This window comes from Nonomuraea sp. NPDC050547 (genome assembly GCF_044457345.1).
Taxonomy (GTDB): Bacteria; Actinomycetota; Actinomycetes; order Streptosporangiales; family Streptosporangiaceae; genus Nonomuraea.
This window is the reverse complement of sequence record NZ_JBITGW010000012.1, coordinates 117,102-130,003: the sequence shown is the minus strand read 5'-3', so window position 1 is coordinate 130,003 and position 12,902 is coordinate 117,102. Positions and strand designations below refer to the sequence as shown.

Genomic DNA, 12,902 nt, shown 5'->3' with positions numbered 1-12,902 from the left:
GGTTCAGTGGGCCAATACCTCGCCGCGTACCGCCCAGGCGCGGGTCCGCAGGGTGATCGAGCCGTCCGCCGCCACCGGCATCCGCTCCCGGATCTGCTCCCGCAGCGCCGCCCGGCGCGCCCGCGGCAGCGCGGCCGCGTACGCAGGGGCCGGCCCCTGACCGGCGAGGAAGGGCCGCCAGTAGTCGTCGAAGTCCCGGAACACCGCGTCCATGTCGATCGGCGCGACCTCTACCCAGGTCAGCCCGGCACCGTCCCACAGCGCCCGCAACGGCTCAGGACGGCACAGCGGGAACCTGGCGCCCTCGTCCAGTGCTCCGGCGTCGGGATCGAGCTCCACGGCCGCCGACCAGAAGGCCCTGATCACGTCCATCCGCCGGGCGTAGTCCCAGACGTAGGCCGCGACCGTGCCGCCCGGGGCGGTCACCCGGGCCAGCTCGGCGACGGCCGCCGCCGGATCGGGCACGAAGTTCAGCACCAGCCCGCTCACCGCCGCGCCGAACCGCCCGTCCCCGAACGGCAGAGCCCGCGCGTCCGCGACGGCGAACCCGGCCCGCGCGTCGGCGACCAGGTTCCGGGCATGCCGGACGAACCCGGCCGACGGATCGGCTCCGGCGATGCGGTCCGGCCCGGCGGCGGCCAGCACCGCGGCGGTCAGCGCCCCCGTCCCGCAGCCGGCGTCCAGCCAGCGCCGCCCGGCCGGGACGCCCAGCCACGCCACGAACGCCGCCGCCACCGGCCGGCTCCACCGGCCCATGTAGCCCTCGTAGGCATCCCCGACCGCCCAGGTGTCCGCACCCATGCTCGAACGGTATCCACGCGCTCAGCCCGGATGCACGATCCTGCCGCCGAAGACCGTGAGATCGACCGGCGCGTCGACGATCTCGTCCGGCGCGGTGGCCGCGCTCACGCAGAGGTCGGCGACCTTGCCGGCGCTGACCGTGCCCTTCCAGCCCTCCGCGTGGTCCTGCCAGGCGGCGCCGCGCGTGTAGGTGCCCAGCGCCTCCTCCAGTGTCAGCCCCTGGCCCTGCCTGGCGACCAGCGCGGCCACGCCGGCCCGCCAGTCGGGGCCGGTCACCGGCGCGTCGGAGCTGCACGCCGTGTTCACCCCGGCCGCGAGCGCCGAGCGCGCGGGCCACTCCCGCTCCGCCCAGTCCGCGCCGAACAGGGCGTGGGTGGTGTCCGACTCCATGGCCTGGAGCACGGGCTGCAGGTTGATGCCGTAGCCGAGCCCGGCGAGCGTGGCCAGCGCCGCCTCGCTCGCGAACTGCCCGTGGATCAGATAGTGCCGCGCCCCGCCCGGCAGCGCCGCCAGCGCCGCCGTCACCGCGTCGACGCCCCGGCTGCCCACCACGTGCACGCCCAGCTGGTGACCGGCGGCGTGCACCAGGCGCATGATCTCCTCCAGCTCGGCCACCCGCTCGGCGTCACTGTCCCCGCGCGTGCACAGCGCGCCGTGCCCGCCCGACGGGTACGGCTCCCGCATCCACGCCGTCTCCGAAGGCGGGATCCCGTCGGCGAACACCTTGACCCCCAGCAGCCGCAGCACCCGGGGATCGACCCCGTCCAGCCGGGGCGGATCGGCCAGCCACGCCCGGGTGTCGGCCACCGACGCGCCCGACATCGGGCTCGGCAGCCCCAGCACGCTCACCCGCGCGGTCAGCTCGCCCGAGCGCGCCAGCGCGGTGTAGGCGTCCAGCGCGGCGCCGCTCATGCCGCCCGCGAACGCCTCCTCGCCGCCGGGCCCGAGTCCGGGTTCGGTGAAGCTGGTGATGCCGAGCCGGTTGAGCTCGGCGACCACGTCGCGCACCACCGCGGCCAGCCCGCCCTCAGGATGCGGCACCGCCCGCATGACCAGGCTCTGCTCGCCGTGGTGCAGCACTCCTCCGGACGACTCGACCCCGGCCAGGCGTAACGCCGCGCTGTTGGCCCAGACGGCGTGGCCGGAGAAGTCCTGCAGCACCACAGGATTCTCGGGCGCCGCGGTGTCCAGGTCGGCCTCGCTCATCGTCCCGCCTGCCGCCACCTCGGCCAGCCGTCCGGGATGCCAGCCGATGCCCCTGATCCAGGCGCCCGGCTTGGCGTGCCGTACCGCGTGGGCGACCTCTGCCTGGACGGCTGCGACGGAGCCGAGCGCGACGTCCAGGCAGAACGGCGGCCGGTGCAGCCCGTACCCGACGGCGTGCAGGTGGGAATCGTTGATGCCGGGCAGCAGCAGCCGGCCGCGCAGGTCGATCACCTCGGTGCGGGGTCCTGCCCACCGCGCGGCCCGCTCGCCGACGTGGACGATCTCGCCGCCGCGCACCGCCACCGAACTCGCGTACGGCAGCGCCGGATCCATGGTCAGGACCCGCCCGTCGACCAGCACCAGATCCGCGCTCGTCATGCCCGGTCCTCTCCCAGGTAGGCGCGCCGCAGCGCGGAGTCGTCCTCGCGCAGCGGCCCGGGGTCGCCGCTGTAGGTCAGGGCGCCGCGCGACAGCACGTACGCGGTGTCGGCCAGCGCCAGCGCGGCGTGCGCGAACTGCTCCACCAGCAGCACCGCGCACCCGGCGTCGGCCAGCGCGCGGATGACCGGCAGCAGCCGGCGCACCACCGCCGGGGCCAGGCCCATGGACATCTCGTCCAGCAGCAGCGCGGCCGGTTCGCGCAGGATCGCGCGGGCCAGCACGAGCATCTGCTGCTCGCCGCCGGACAGCAGCCCGGCCCGCACCTGCAGGCGGGGAGCGAGCTCGGGGAAGAGCGTCAGCGCCCGGTCCGGGTCGCCGGCCAGCAGGAGGTTCTCGCGGGTGGTGAGCGTGGCGAAGACGGCGCGGCTCTGCTCGACGTGGGCCAGGCCGAGCCGGGCCCTGCGGGTGCGCGGCCGTCCGGTCAGGTCGTGTCCGCCGAGCGTGATCCGGCCGGAACGGCTGGGCAGGATGCCGGAGACCGCCTCCAGCAAGGTGGTCTTGCCCGCGCCGTTCGGCCCGAGCAGCACGCTCACCTGCCCGCGCCCGGCGTGCAGCGTGACCTCGCGCACGACCGGCTGCCCGCCGCGCGCCACGGTCAGCCCTTGGAGGGAGAGCGTCACGCCGTCACCTCCTCGCCCAGGTACGCGCGGAGCACCCGCGGGTCGGCGAAGACCTCGGCGGGCGGGCCCTCGGCGATGACGCGGCCGAAGTCCATCACGCTGACCCGCGCGCAGACCGCCCGGACCAGGTCGAGGTCGTGCTCGATCAGCAGGACGGCGCAGCCGAACCGCTCCGGCGCCGCGCGCAGCCACCGGCCGAGCCGCTCGGTCTCGGCGTGACCGAGTCCGGCGGCCGGTTCGTCCAGCATGGCCAGTTCGGGCCGGGCCAGCAGCGCCCCGGCCACCTCCAGCAGGCGTCTGGTGCCCACGTCCAGGTCGGCGATCGTCCGCCCGGGATCCACCGAGACCAGGTCGCCGAGCGCCTCGGCCAGGTCGCGGGCGGTCAGGGGGCGGCGGGCGGCGAAGCGCAGGTACTCCCCGGCGGTCAGGCCGGTGGGCACCCGGTCCTGCTGGAACGTCCTGCGCAGGCCAGCCCGCGCCCGCAGGTGGGCGGGCCGGCCGTTCAGGTCGTGCCCGGCGAGCTCCACCGCGCCCGTGCAGGTGGTGAAGCCGGTGACGGCGTCGACCAGCGAGGACTTGCCCGCGCCGTTCGGCCCGACCAGCCCGTGCACGCTACCCGCCCGCACCTCCAGGGAGACGGCCTGGACGGCGGCCACCTGCCCGTAGCGCACGCTCAGCCCGGTGATCCGCAACGCCGTACCGGTGGCGGCATGAGGAACGGCCTTCTCCACGAGCGGAACGGGCGCCACCGCCCGGTGCCCATTGCGCCGCCGTAAGAGCGCGCGCAGCGCGTCGCTGATGCCCGCGCCCTGGGTGAAGGCCTGGATGGCGCCGACCGCGAAGACCACGTTCGCCCACTGCTGCGGGATGCCGAACCGCCTCAGCAGCTCCGCGACCAGCACGCCGAGCGCGCCGCCGATGAGCGCGCCCTCCGCGTGGTGCGCCCCCGCCATGACCGCCACCGCGTACGCCGTCAGCGACTGACCGGGGTCGAAGTTGCGCGCGAGCAGCATGCCGAGCTGCCCCGCCAGCAGCGCCCCGGACAGCCCCGCGATGAACGAGCTGACCGCGAAGGCGCTCAGCTTGGCCCCCGGCACGCTCGTACCGGCGGCCGCGGTGGCCCGCTCCGACTCGCGCAACGCCCGCCACGTGGCGCCGAACCTGGTCCGCCGCACCACCGCCAGCCCCACCGCGACCAGGGCGAAGACCCCGACGCAGAACAGGAAGTACTGCCGCTCGGAACTCAGCCCCGCCGGCCGGCCCACGCTCAGCCCCAGGTCCACGCCGGGAAAGGAGGCGGCGGCCAGCACGATGTCCACGGTCGCCGCGAAGCCGAGCGTGACGATCGCCAGGTGCACCCCGCGCAGGCGCAGCGCGGGCAGCCCGATGAGCAGCCCGAACGGCACCGCCGCCAGGCCCGCCAGCGGCAGCCACACGTACAGCCCGCCTGGCACGCCCCACAGGCTGAGCTGCGCGGTGCTCCAGGCGCCGATCGCCGCGAAGGCCGCCTGGCACAGCGAGACCATCCCGGCCTGTCCGGCGATCACCCCGAGGCTCTGCAGGAGCACGCCGGAGATGACCGCGGACATGGCCAGGAAGACCCAGTAGGCGGGCAGGGCGGCGGCCAGGCCGTACGCGAGGACGGCCAGGGCGAGCACCGCCAGTCCCCAGCGGACGGCTCGGTCAGCGCGCGGCATCCCACACCTCCCCGCGCCGGCTCCACAGCAGCAGAAGCAGGATGGCCGCGAACGGCACCGCGTCGCGGTACTCGCGCACCGCCGCTGAACCGGCCAGCAGACCCTCCAGCAGGCCCAGCGCCAGCCCGCCCAGCAGCGCCCCCGGCAGCCGCGTCAGCCCGCCCGCCAGCGCCGCGGCGCACGCGGGCACGATGAGCATGCTGAGCGAGAGGATGTCGCTGGAGCGCACCGGCGCGACCAGGAGCAGCACGAGCGCGGCCAGCGCGCCGGCGGCCCCCCAGAGCGCGACCGCCGGTACACGGGTGCCGATGCCGAGGAGCTCGGTGGTGACCGGCCGCTCGGCCATGGCGCGCAGCCGCAGCCCGAGCGAGGTACGCACCAGCAGCAGGTGGGTGCCGCCGCCGATGAGCACCGCCAGCGCGATCAGCGCGGGAGTGCCCCAGGTGATCACCACCCCGGCCAGCGTGGCCACCGGGGCGCCGGCCGGGTTCTGCAGCACCCGCGGGGTGTCGCCGAACAGGATGTAGGCCAGCGCGATGATCCCGATGAGCTGCGCGATGGAGACCGCCGTGCGCAGCTGGGCGCCGCTGCCGGCGAACCACCGCACCATGACCGCGCCGCACCCCGCCGACGTCAGCGCGCCCGCCGCCACCCCGGCGACGGCGGCCATCCCGTACGGCAGGCCCGTCTCGGCCAGCGCGGCCATCACGTAGACCCCGGCCATGCCGGTGGCCGCGACGGCCAGGTTGACCGTGGCGGTCAGCCGGTACATGGCGGTGAGCAGCAGGCCGAGGGCGGCGTAGGTGCCGCCCGCGGCCAGCCCGGAGACGAGACCTTGGAGCATCAGCCGAGCGTCCCCGGATAACGCACCCATTCGGGCGTCACGACCCGCCAGGTCCCGCCGCGCAGCTGGACGATCTTCCCGGCCCGGTTGGACCGGTGCTTGGCCGCCGCGCCGAACTCGTACGCCGTGCCCACCAGCGGATTCTGGATGGGCTTGAGCGCCTTGAACGCCTGGCCGACCGACTCGCGGGTGATCGCGCCCTTGATGCCCTTGAGCGTGTCGACGACATAGGTGGCGGCCAGATACCCGCCCTGGCCGAACGAGGTCAGCGGGACCTTCTTGGCCGCCATCAGCTCGCGCCAGTCCTTCAGCACCGCCGAGCCGGCGTCGGTGAAGGGCTCGAACTCCGCGTTGGCGTAGGTGCCCTCGCCGTCGGGGCCGAGCGCCTTGGCGACGGCCTCGGTGTAGGGGGCGGTGGTGAGCAGCCAGTCGATGCCGGTGACGTTCTGCTGTTTGACCACCTTCATCCAGGCGATCGCCATCGGCTCGGTGCCGTTGTAGAGGACCGCCTGGCAGCCGGCCGAGCGGGCGCGCAGGACGAACGGGGTCGGGTCGGAGTCGGGCTTCACCGTGCGGTCGTCGAGCGTGAGCTTCTTGCCGGTGAGCTTCGACCAGCTCTGTACGGCGCCGCCATAGGCGTCGTTGGTGTTGCCGAGGATCGCCAGGAACATGCAGACCTTGTCCCGCTTGAGCACCTCGGAGGCGTAGTACATGTTGATCGCCATGTTGAGGTACGGCCCCGTGTTGACCGGCGAGATGGCCGGCGACTCGAAGCAGGTCGGGTCGACGCCGGTGCCCTGGACCGCGACGATCGCGGACTGGACGTAGAAGGGCGCGTTGACCGCGCAGTCCAGCAGGCTGGCCGAGCCGGCCAGCAGCACCACGCCCTGGTTGGTGACCAGGTCGCGGGCGGCCTGCGCGGCGGCCGCCGGGTCGCCCTTGTCGTCGGCGACCAGATACTCGATCTTCTGGCCGTTGATGCCGCCCTGCTCGTTGACCCGGTCGAAGACCGCCTTCGCGGCGGCGGAGGAGTCGGGGAAGGTGACGGGACCGCTGAGCGAGCTGACCGCGCCCACCCGGATGACGCCCGTGCCCGGCCCGTCGCGGCCGGTGGTGGGGGTGTCGGCGAGCCCGCAGCCCGCCACGGCGGCCAGCAGTAAGACGGACAGCGTCCTGGAAGCGATCATGGCGATGGGACCTCTCGTGCGTGAAGTGCCCTACGCGCTCAGGGCCTCGGCCACCAGCGCGGTGTCGGTGAACTGCTCGAAGCTGACGGCCACCCCGTCCCGCAGCTTCCAGACGTGGGTGAAGCGGACCCGCATCGCCTTGCCGGTGGCCCGGTAGACGCCGCTGTAGAAGCCGATCGCCACGATGGTGTCGCCGCCGTCCACGTACTCCTCGGGGTCGGCCCGGTAGTCCGCCCATTCGGCGCCCAGGCGGGAGAAGACGCCCTTCAGCACCTCCTCACGGCCCACGTACGTGCCCGCGTACGGGAATCCGGCCATCTCGGTCCAGCGGGCGTCCGGCGCGAGGAGGGCCAGGATGCCTTCGATGTCGCCGCGGGCCGAGGCGGCGTAGGACTCACGGACGGCGTCCAGGTTCTTGCCGGTCATGGCAATCCTTCCTCCATGAAGTCGTCTATGAAATCATATAGCTTTCCTCATCGTCCGAAAAGGAGCTGTCCCGATGGAGAGCGCTGACGTGGTGGTCGTCGGAGCCGGGTCGGCCGGGGCGGCGCTCGCCGGGCGGCTGGCCGAGGTCGAAGGGCTGTCCGTGCTGCTGCTGGAGGCGGGCGGTCCCGACGGCAATCCCGACATCCACGACCCGGGCGGGGTCTTCCGGCTGTGGGGCGGCGCGGAGGACTACGACTACCTCACCACGCCGCAGGCCGGGCTCGGCGGGCGGCGGCTGCGCTGGCCGCGCGGGCGGGTGCTGGGCGGCTCCTCCTCGCTCAACGGCATGATCTTCGTACGCGGCAACCCGGCCGACTACGACTGGGGACCGGGATGGACCTGGCCGGAGGTGCTGCCGGTCTTCAAGCGGCTGGAGGACTTCGACCGGGGCGCCTCCGAGCATCACGGCGTGGGCGGGCCGGTCCGGGTGATGTCCGACTACCGTCCGCATCCGGTCAACGCTGCCGTGGTCGAGGCGGCTGTGGGGCTCGGCCTGCCGTACAACGAGGACTGCAACGGCGCGGCGCAGGACGGGGCGGGCTTCTGCCAGCTCACCGTCAAGGACGGGCGGCGGCACAGCACGGCGGCGGCCTATCTGCGCGGCGGCCGGGTGCGGATCAGAACGGGAGCGGTTGTGACCAGGCTGCTGTTCGAGGGGTCGCGGTGCGTCGGGGTCGAGGTCGGGCCGGGGGAGCGCGTGTACGCCGGGCAGGTCGTGCTGAGCGCGGGCGCCCTGGAGTCGCCCCGGCTGCTCATGCTCAGCGGCATCGGACCGGCCGACGAGCTACGCCGGCTCGGCGTGCCGGTGCGGGCGGACCTGCCGGTCGGCGCGAACCTGCACGACCACGCGCTGGTCCCGGTGATCGTGGCGGCCCGCGGGCCGGTGCCGCCGCCGGTGGCCGGGCTGCCCGTGATGCACAGCCAGCTGTTCTGGCGCAGCCGCGGCGGCCTGCCCGCGCCGGACGTGCAGCCGCTCTTCTTCCACGTGCCGTTGTACGACGAGACGATGAGCGGACCGCCGGACGCGTTCACGCTGATGGCCGGGATCATCCGGCCGGAGAGCCGGGGCGCGCTCCGCCTCACCTCCGCGGACCCGGGGGCGCCGCTGCTGGCCGACCCCGCCTACCTGCGCGAGGAGGCCGACCGGCGGTGCATGCGGGCGGCGGTGGAACTGTGCAGGGAGATCGGGGCCGAGCTGGGCCGTGAGCTCTACCCCCGCGATGACGATCTTTCCGCCTACATCGAGCGCACGCTCGTCACCTACCACCACCAGGCGGGCACCTGCCGGATGGGCGCGGTCGTGGACCACCGCCTACGCGTGCTCGGCGTCGACGGACTGCGCGTCGCCGACGCCTCGGTGATGCCCGCGGTCACCTCGGGAAACACCAACGCTCCCGCGATCATGATCGGGGAGCGTTGCGCGGACCTCGTGCTGTCAGAGCAGTGACTCGATGGTGATCGGGAACGAACGCACCCGCCTGCCCGTGGCGTTGTGAACCGCGTTGCCGATCGCGCCCGCCATCCCCACCATGCCGATCTCCCCGATGCCCTTGACCCCCAGCGGGTTGACGAACGGATCGTCCACCTCCACCGTCTCCACCATCACCTCGGGCACGTCGGCGTTGACCGGCACCAGGTAGTCGCCCAGGCTCGGGTTGGCCCAGCGGCCGTAGCGCGGGTCCATGTGCGTGGCCTCAAGCAACGCCTGGGACAGACCCCAGATCATGCCGCCCATGAGCTGGCTGCGCGCCGTCTTCTGGTTCAGCACGCGGCCGGGCGCGAACACCCCGGCCATCCTGCGCACCCGCACCACCCCCAGATCGGCGTCCACGGCCACCTCGGCGAACTGGGCGCCGAAGTTCAGCAGCGCGTGCTCCTCGTCGACGCGGTGCTGGTAGGTGCCCAGGTACTCGGTCTCCGGGACGAAGTTGCGGCTGAGCATCTCGCCGTAACTCTCCGACCCCGAAGGCCCGGCCATGACGCCGTCCACGACCTCGACCAGCTCCGGGTCCGCGCCGTGCAGCGGCGAGCCCTCGTCCTGGACCGCCTGGGCGATGAGCTGCTCCCGCAGGCCCGTCGCGGCCAGATGCACGGCGTTGCCGCCCGCCGTGGACCCGGTCGAGCCGACCGAGGCCGCCAGGAACGGCAGGGACGTGTCGCCGTACTCCACCCTGACCATCTCCAGCGGCAGCCCGAGCCCCTCGGCGGCGATCTGGGTGAGCACCGTGGCCGCGCCGGTGCCGATGTCGGACGCGGCGGTCTGGATGACGGCGGTGCCGTCCGCGTAAAGCCGGGCCCGCGCCCGCTGCGGATTCATCAGCGGATAGACGGGATAGATCGCCGTGGCCATTCCCATGCCGATCAGCCAGTCGCCCTCGCGCCGCGTACCGGGACGCGGGTCCCGATCGGCCCACCCGATCAGCTCGGCGCCCCGCTCATAGCACTCCTTGAGCCCCTTGCTCGACCACGGCCGCCCGCTCACCGGATCGACGTCGGCGTGGTTGCGCAGCCGCAGCTCGATCGGATCCAGCCCGGCCCGCTCCGCCAGCTCGTCCATCGCGCATTCCAGTACGGCCAGCCCCGCCGTCTCACCCGGTCCGCGCATGAACGTGGGCGTCATCGTGTTGCCCTTGATGAGGTGGTAGACGGCCGCGAAGTTGTCGCAGGCGTAGAGCTCGCCGGAACCGCTCAGCGCGGGCTCGGCCCAGTCGTCGTAGGCCGAGGTGATCGACACCTTCTCATGGCGGATCGCGGTCAGCCGCCCGTCGGCGGCGGCGCCGAGCGTGATCGTCTGCTCGTTGTCCTCCCGCAGCCCGCACCCCGTGAACATTTGCTCTCTCGTCAGCGCCAGCTTGATCGGCCTGCGCATGATCTGGGCGGTCATGGCGGCGAGCGTCGGATGCGCCCAGATCATGGCCTTGGCCCCGAAACTGCCGCCGACGAACCGGGTGATCACCCGGATCCGCGAGGCCGGGATGCCCAGCAGGTTCGCGACCGTCATCTGGGTGGCGGTCGGACCATGGGTCGCGTCCCACAGCGTGAGCTGCCCGTCGTCCCAGGAGGCCACCGAGGCCGACATCTCCAGCGGGTTCTGGTGGTTGGCCGTGAACGTGAACGTGGCCTCCACCGTCAGTTCGGCCGCCGCCAGTCCTGCGTCCACGTCGCCCCGGCCCATCTGACCCGGTGCCAGGCCGGCCAGGATCCGCTCGGGCACGTAGGCCTGGTCGCGGCCCTCGTCGATCACGGTGATCGACTCCGCGCGCTCGTAGCTCACGTCCAGCAGTTCGGCGCCCCGGGTGGCGGCGTCCAGCGTCTCGCCCACGACGATGGCCACAGGCTGGCCCGCGTAGTGGATGACCGGGTCCTGCATCGGGAAGAAGCTCTGGCCGTGGGCGACGGTGCCGGCCAGCGAGAGCGTGAGGACCGGCTGCGCGGCCACCTTCGGAAGATCCTCATACGTGAGTACGGCCAGCACGCCCGGCTCGGCCATGGCCCTGGACTTGTCGATGCCGGTGACGCGTCCGGCGGGAATCCCGGAACCGGCGATGACCGCGTGGCGCATGCCCGGCAGCGAGATTTCGGCGGTGTACTTGGCGGCGCCGGTCACCTTGGCACGGCCGTCCACCCGGGTGACGGGCTGCCCGATGAGCGTGGTGGTCATGCCGCCGTCACCCTTTCCAGTGCTTGAGCGGTCCTGTTCATGCCGCCGTCACCCTTTTCAGGACCCGCACGATCGTGCGTTTGGCCAGTTCGATCTTGAAGGCGTTCTGCGGGTGGCCCACGGCAGGGGCCAGTTCGGCCGCGGCCGCCGCCTCGAAGGCGTCGCCGATGGCAGGACCGCCGGTCAGCAGCTGTTCCGCCGCCCTGGCCCGCCACGGGCGGGTGGCCACGCCGCCGAGCGCCAGCCGTACCTCGCGGATGACCCCGTCGGTGACCGTGGCCGCCACGGCAGCCGAGACCAGTGCGAACTCGTACGACTCGCGGTCACGCACCTTCCAGTACAACGACGTACGCGCCACCGGGGCGGCGGGCACCTCGATCGCGGTGATCAGCTCGCCGTGCTCGATCGGGTGCTCGTGTTCCGGGGCGTCTCCGGGTTGCAGGAAGAAGTCCTCCAGCGGCATCGACCGCTCGCCGTACCGGCTCTGCAGGTGGATCACCGCGTCCAGCGCCACCAACGGCACCGCGACGTCGGACGGATGTGTCGCGAAACAATGCTCGCTGGTCCCGAGCACGGCATGCCCCCGATGAAACCCACCCTCGGCCGCGCAGCCGGACCCCGGCTCCCGCTTGTTGCACGGCATGCCGGCCTCGCGAAAGTAGCCGCAGCGGACCCGCTGCATCATGTTGCCGCCCATCGAGGCCATGTTCCGCAACTGCGCCGACGCGCCCAGCTCCAACGCCTGCGCGATCATCGGGAACCGTTCCCGCACGCCGGGGGCCGCGGCGACGTCACTCATCCTGGCCAGCGCCCCCAGTCGCAGGCCGCCGCCCGGCAGGTCCTCGATGGTGTCGAGCGGCAGATCATTGATGTCGACCAGCCGCCGCTCCCGGGCCACACCGATGCGCAGCATGTCCACCTCGGTGGTCCCGCCGGCCAGAAACCTGCTCCCCGGATCGGCCCCTTCGGCCAGCGCGGAGGCTACGTCGCCGACTCTGGCGTAACTGATGGCGTGCACTGGTTACCTGCCTTGATGTGTGGGCGTGTGCGCTTGGGTGGTGTGCGCCGGTCTATTGGTGCCCGCCATCACGCACCTCACGGATCGCCTGGCGGATGTGCGGGTAGGCGGCGCAACGGCACAGGTTGCCGCTCATCCACTCCGCGATCTCGGCGTCGTCGCCGGCGTGGCCCTCCTCCAGCAGCTTGACCGCCGACATGATCTGCCCCGGCGTGCAGTAGCCGCACTGCAGCGCGTCACAGGCCAGAAAGGCGTCCTGCATCGGGTGCTCGACCAGACCCTCGATCGTGGTGACTTCCCTGCCCTCGCACGCGACCGCCAACGTCAGACAGGAGACCACTCGACGGCCGTCCACCCAGACGGTGCACGCGCCGCAGGCGCCCTGGTTGCAGCCCTTCTTGGTGCCGGTGAGATCGAAGCTCTCGCGCAGGGTGTCCAGCAGGCTGGCCCGCGGCTCCACCTCGGCCACCAGGGTGGCGCCGTTGACGGACAGGGACAGCTTCGCGGGTTCGGGGCCGCGCTCAGTCTTCTCCAGCGGACCATCCATCGGGGCTCCTCAGCGTTCTCCTGGCCCTTCCTCCAGCAGTGTCCAAGTCGTCGGGTTTTCCACGAGCAAAGCGCGCCCCACTCTGCGGGTATATGTCACCAAATCCCCACCCCACCCCTCCTCGCCGGCCGCTTCCCCCTCCCTTCCTGCACCTCCGCCCGCCCCTCCGGGCCGCCCTTCGGCCTCGTCCCTCCGCCTGGGCCCGTCCCCGCCCCTGCCGGCGGCTTTCGGACCCCGCCTCCGGCCCATCCGCCTCCGAGCCCGTCCGCTCCCCGCCTTCCGTCTCGGCCTTCCGTTCTGGGGTTTGGTCGTAGGCGTCCTGGGGTCCACCTCTCCGGCCCCGGTCTGCCTTGCTGGTCGGGGGTAAAGAGGGGACCACTTAGGGGGTGGACAC

The 12,902-nt window shown here is 72.9% G+C and carries 11 protein-coding genes; 1 reads left to right on the top strand and 10 read right to left on the bottom strand.

The window, feature by feature from the left end; all coding sequences use genetic code 11:
• Positions 1-3: 3 nt before the first annotated feature.
• The 7 genes from ACIBHY_RS28925 to ACIBHY_RS28895 are packed head-to-tail and all read right to left on the bottom strand — an operon-like array spanning position 4 to position 7,222.
• The gene (locus tag ACIBHY_RS28925; RefSeq protein WP_397308266.1) at positions 4-801 is read right to left on the bottom strand and encodes a class I SAM-dependent methyltransferase; all 798 of its coding nucleotides are present in this window, start codon (positions 799-801) and stop codon (positions 4-6) included.
• 21 nt (positions 802-822) lie between these two features.
• Complete coding sequence (locus ACIBHY_RS28920; RefSeq protein ID WP_397308265.1) at positions 823-2,385, bottom strand: amidohydrolase; 1,563 nt, start codon at positions 2,383-2,385, stop codon at positions 823-825.
• A complete protein-coding gene (locus ACIBHY_RS28915; RefSeq protein WP_397251948.1) occupies positions 2,382-3,068 on the bottom strand; it encodes an ABC transporter ATP-binding protein in 687 nt (228 codons plus the stop codon). The genes ACIBHY_RS28920 and ACIBHY_RS28915 overlap by 4 nt, the downstream gene beginning before the upstream one ends.
• Entirely contained in the window at positions 3,065-4,765 is a 1,701-nt protein-coding gene (locus ACIBHY_RS28910) for an ATP-binding cassette domain-containing protein (RefSeq protein WP_397308264.1), read from the bottom strand. Before ACIBHY_RS28910 ends, ACIBHY_RS28915 begins: the two co-directional genes overlap by 4 nt.
• Positions 4,752-5,609 (bottom strand): branched-chain amino acid ABC transporter permease, encoded by an 858-nt coding sequence (locus ACIBHY_RS28905; RefSeq protein WP_397308263.1) that lies wholly within the window; start codon positions 5,607-5,609, stop codon positions 4,752-4,754. The genes ACIBHY_RS28910 and ACIBHY_RS28905 overlap by 14 nt, the downstream gene beginning before the upstream one ends.
• The gene (locus ACIBHY_RS28900) at positions 5,609-6,796 is read right to left on the bottom strand and encodes an ABC transporter substrate-binding protein (protein WP_397308262.1); all 1,188 of its coding nucleotides are present in this window, start codon (positions 6,794-6,796) and stop codon (positions 5,609-5,611) included. The genes ACIBHY_RS28905 and ACIBHY_RS28900 overlap by 1 nt, the downstream gene beginning before the upstream one ends.
• 30 nt (positions 6,797-6,826) lie before the next feature.
• On the bottom strand, positions 6,827-7,222 hold the full coding sequence (locus tag ACIBHY_RS28895) for a nuclear transport factor 2 family protein (protein WP_397251944.1): 396 nt from the start codon (positions 7,220-7,222) through the stop codon (positions 6,827-6,829).
• 73 nt (positions 7,223-7,295) lie between these two features.
• Here ACIBHY_RS28895 and ACIBHY_RS28890 point away from each other — a divergent pair, with 73 nt between their 5' ends.
• Entirely contained in the window at positions 7,296-8,729 is a 1,434-nt protein-coding gene (locus ACIBHY_RS28890) for a GMC family oxidoreductase (protein WP_397308261.1), read from the top strand.
• Here ACIBHY_RS28890 and ACIBHY_RS28885 read toward each other — a convergent pair.
• Genes ACIBHY_RS28885 through ACIBHY_RS28875 form a run of 3 tightly spaced genes read right to left on the bottom strand, consistent with a single transcriptional unit; the run spans position 8,718 to position 12,508 of the window.
• Positions 8,718-10,943, bottom strand: coding sequence for a xanthine dehydrogenase family protein molybdopterin-binding subunit (locus ACIBHY_RS28885; protein ID WP_397308260.1), 2,226 nt, complete (start codon positions 10,941-10,943; stop codon positions 8,718-8,720). The genes ACIBHY_RS28890 and ACIBHY_RS28885 overlap by 12 nt on opposite strands.
• 37 nt (positions 10,944-10,980) lie before the next feature.
• The gene (locus tag ACIBHY_RS28880) at positions 10,981-11,961 is read right to left on the bottom strand and encodes an FAD binding domain-containing protein (RefSeq protein ID WP_397308259.1); all 981 of its coding nucleotides are present in this window, start codon (positions 11,959-11,961) and stop codon (positions 10,981-10,983) included.
• Between the two features lie 52 nt (positions 11,962-12,013).
• A complete protein-coding gene (locus ACIBHY_RS28875) occupies positions 12,014-12,508 on the bottom strand; it encodes a (2Fe-2S)-binding protein (RefSeq protein WP_397251940.1) in 495 nt (164 codons plus the stop codon).
• Positions 12,509-12,902: the final 394 nt, after the last annotated feature.

Excerpts from the sequence above, each read along its gene's own strand:
- ACIBHY_RS28925 (WP_397308266.1), bottom strand. The coding sequence starts at position 801 with ATGGGTGCGGACACCTGGGCGGTCGGGGATGCCTACGAGGGCTACATG.
- ACIBHY_RS28920 (WP_397308265.1), bottom strand. The coding sequence starts at position 2,385 with ATGACGAGCGCGGATCTGGTGCTGGTCGACGGGCGGGTCCTGACCATG.
- ACIBHY_RS28910 (WP_397308264.1), bottom strand. The coding sequence starts at position 4,765 with ATGCCGCGCGCTGACCGAGCCGTCCGCTGGGGACTGGCGGTGCTCGCC.
- ACIBHY_RS28905 (WP_397308263.1), bottom strand. The coding sequence starts at position 5,609 with ATGCTCCAAGGTCTCGTCTCCGGGCTGGCCGCGGGCGGCACCTACGCC.
- ACIBHY_RS28900 (WP_397308262.1), bottom strand. The coding sequence starts at position 6,796 with ATGATCGCTTCCAGGACGCTGTCCGTCTTACTGCTGGCCGCCGTGGCG.
- ACIBHY_RS28895 (WP_397251944.1), bottom strand. The coding sequence starts at position 7,222 with ATGACCGGCAAGAACCTGGACGCCGTCCGTGAGTCCTACGCCGCCTCG.
- ACIBHY_RS28890 (WP_397308261.1), top strand. The coding sequence starts at position 7,296 with ATGGAGAGCGCTGACGTGGTGGTCGTCGGAGCCGGGTCGGCCGGGGCG.
- ACIBHY_RS28885 (WP_397308260.1), bottom strand. The coding sequence starts at position 10,943 with ATGACCACCACGCTCATCGGGCAGCCCGTCACCCGGGTGGACGGCCGT.
- ACIBHY_RS28875 (WP_397251940.1), bottom strand. The coding sequence starts at position 12,508 with ATGGATGGTCCGCTGGAGAAGACTGAGCGCGGCCCCGAACCCGCGAAG.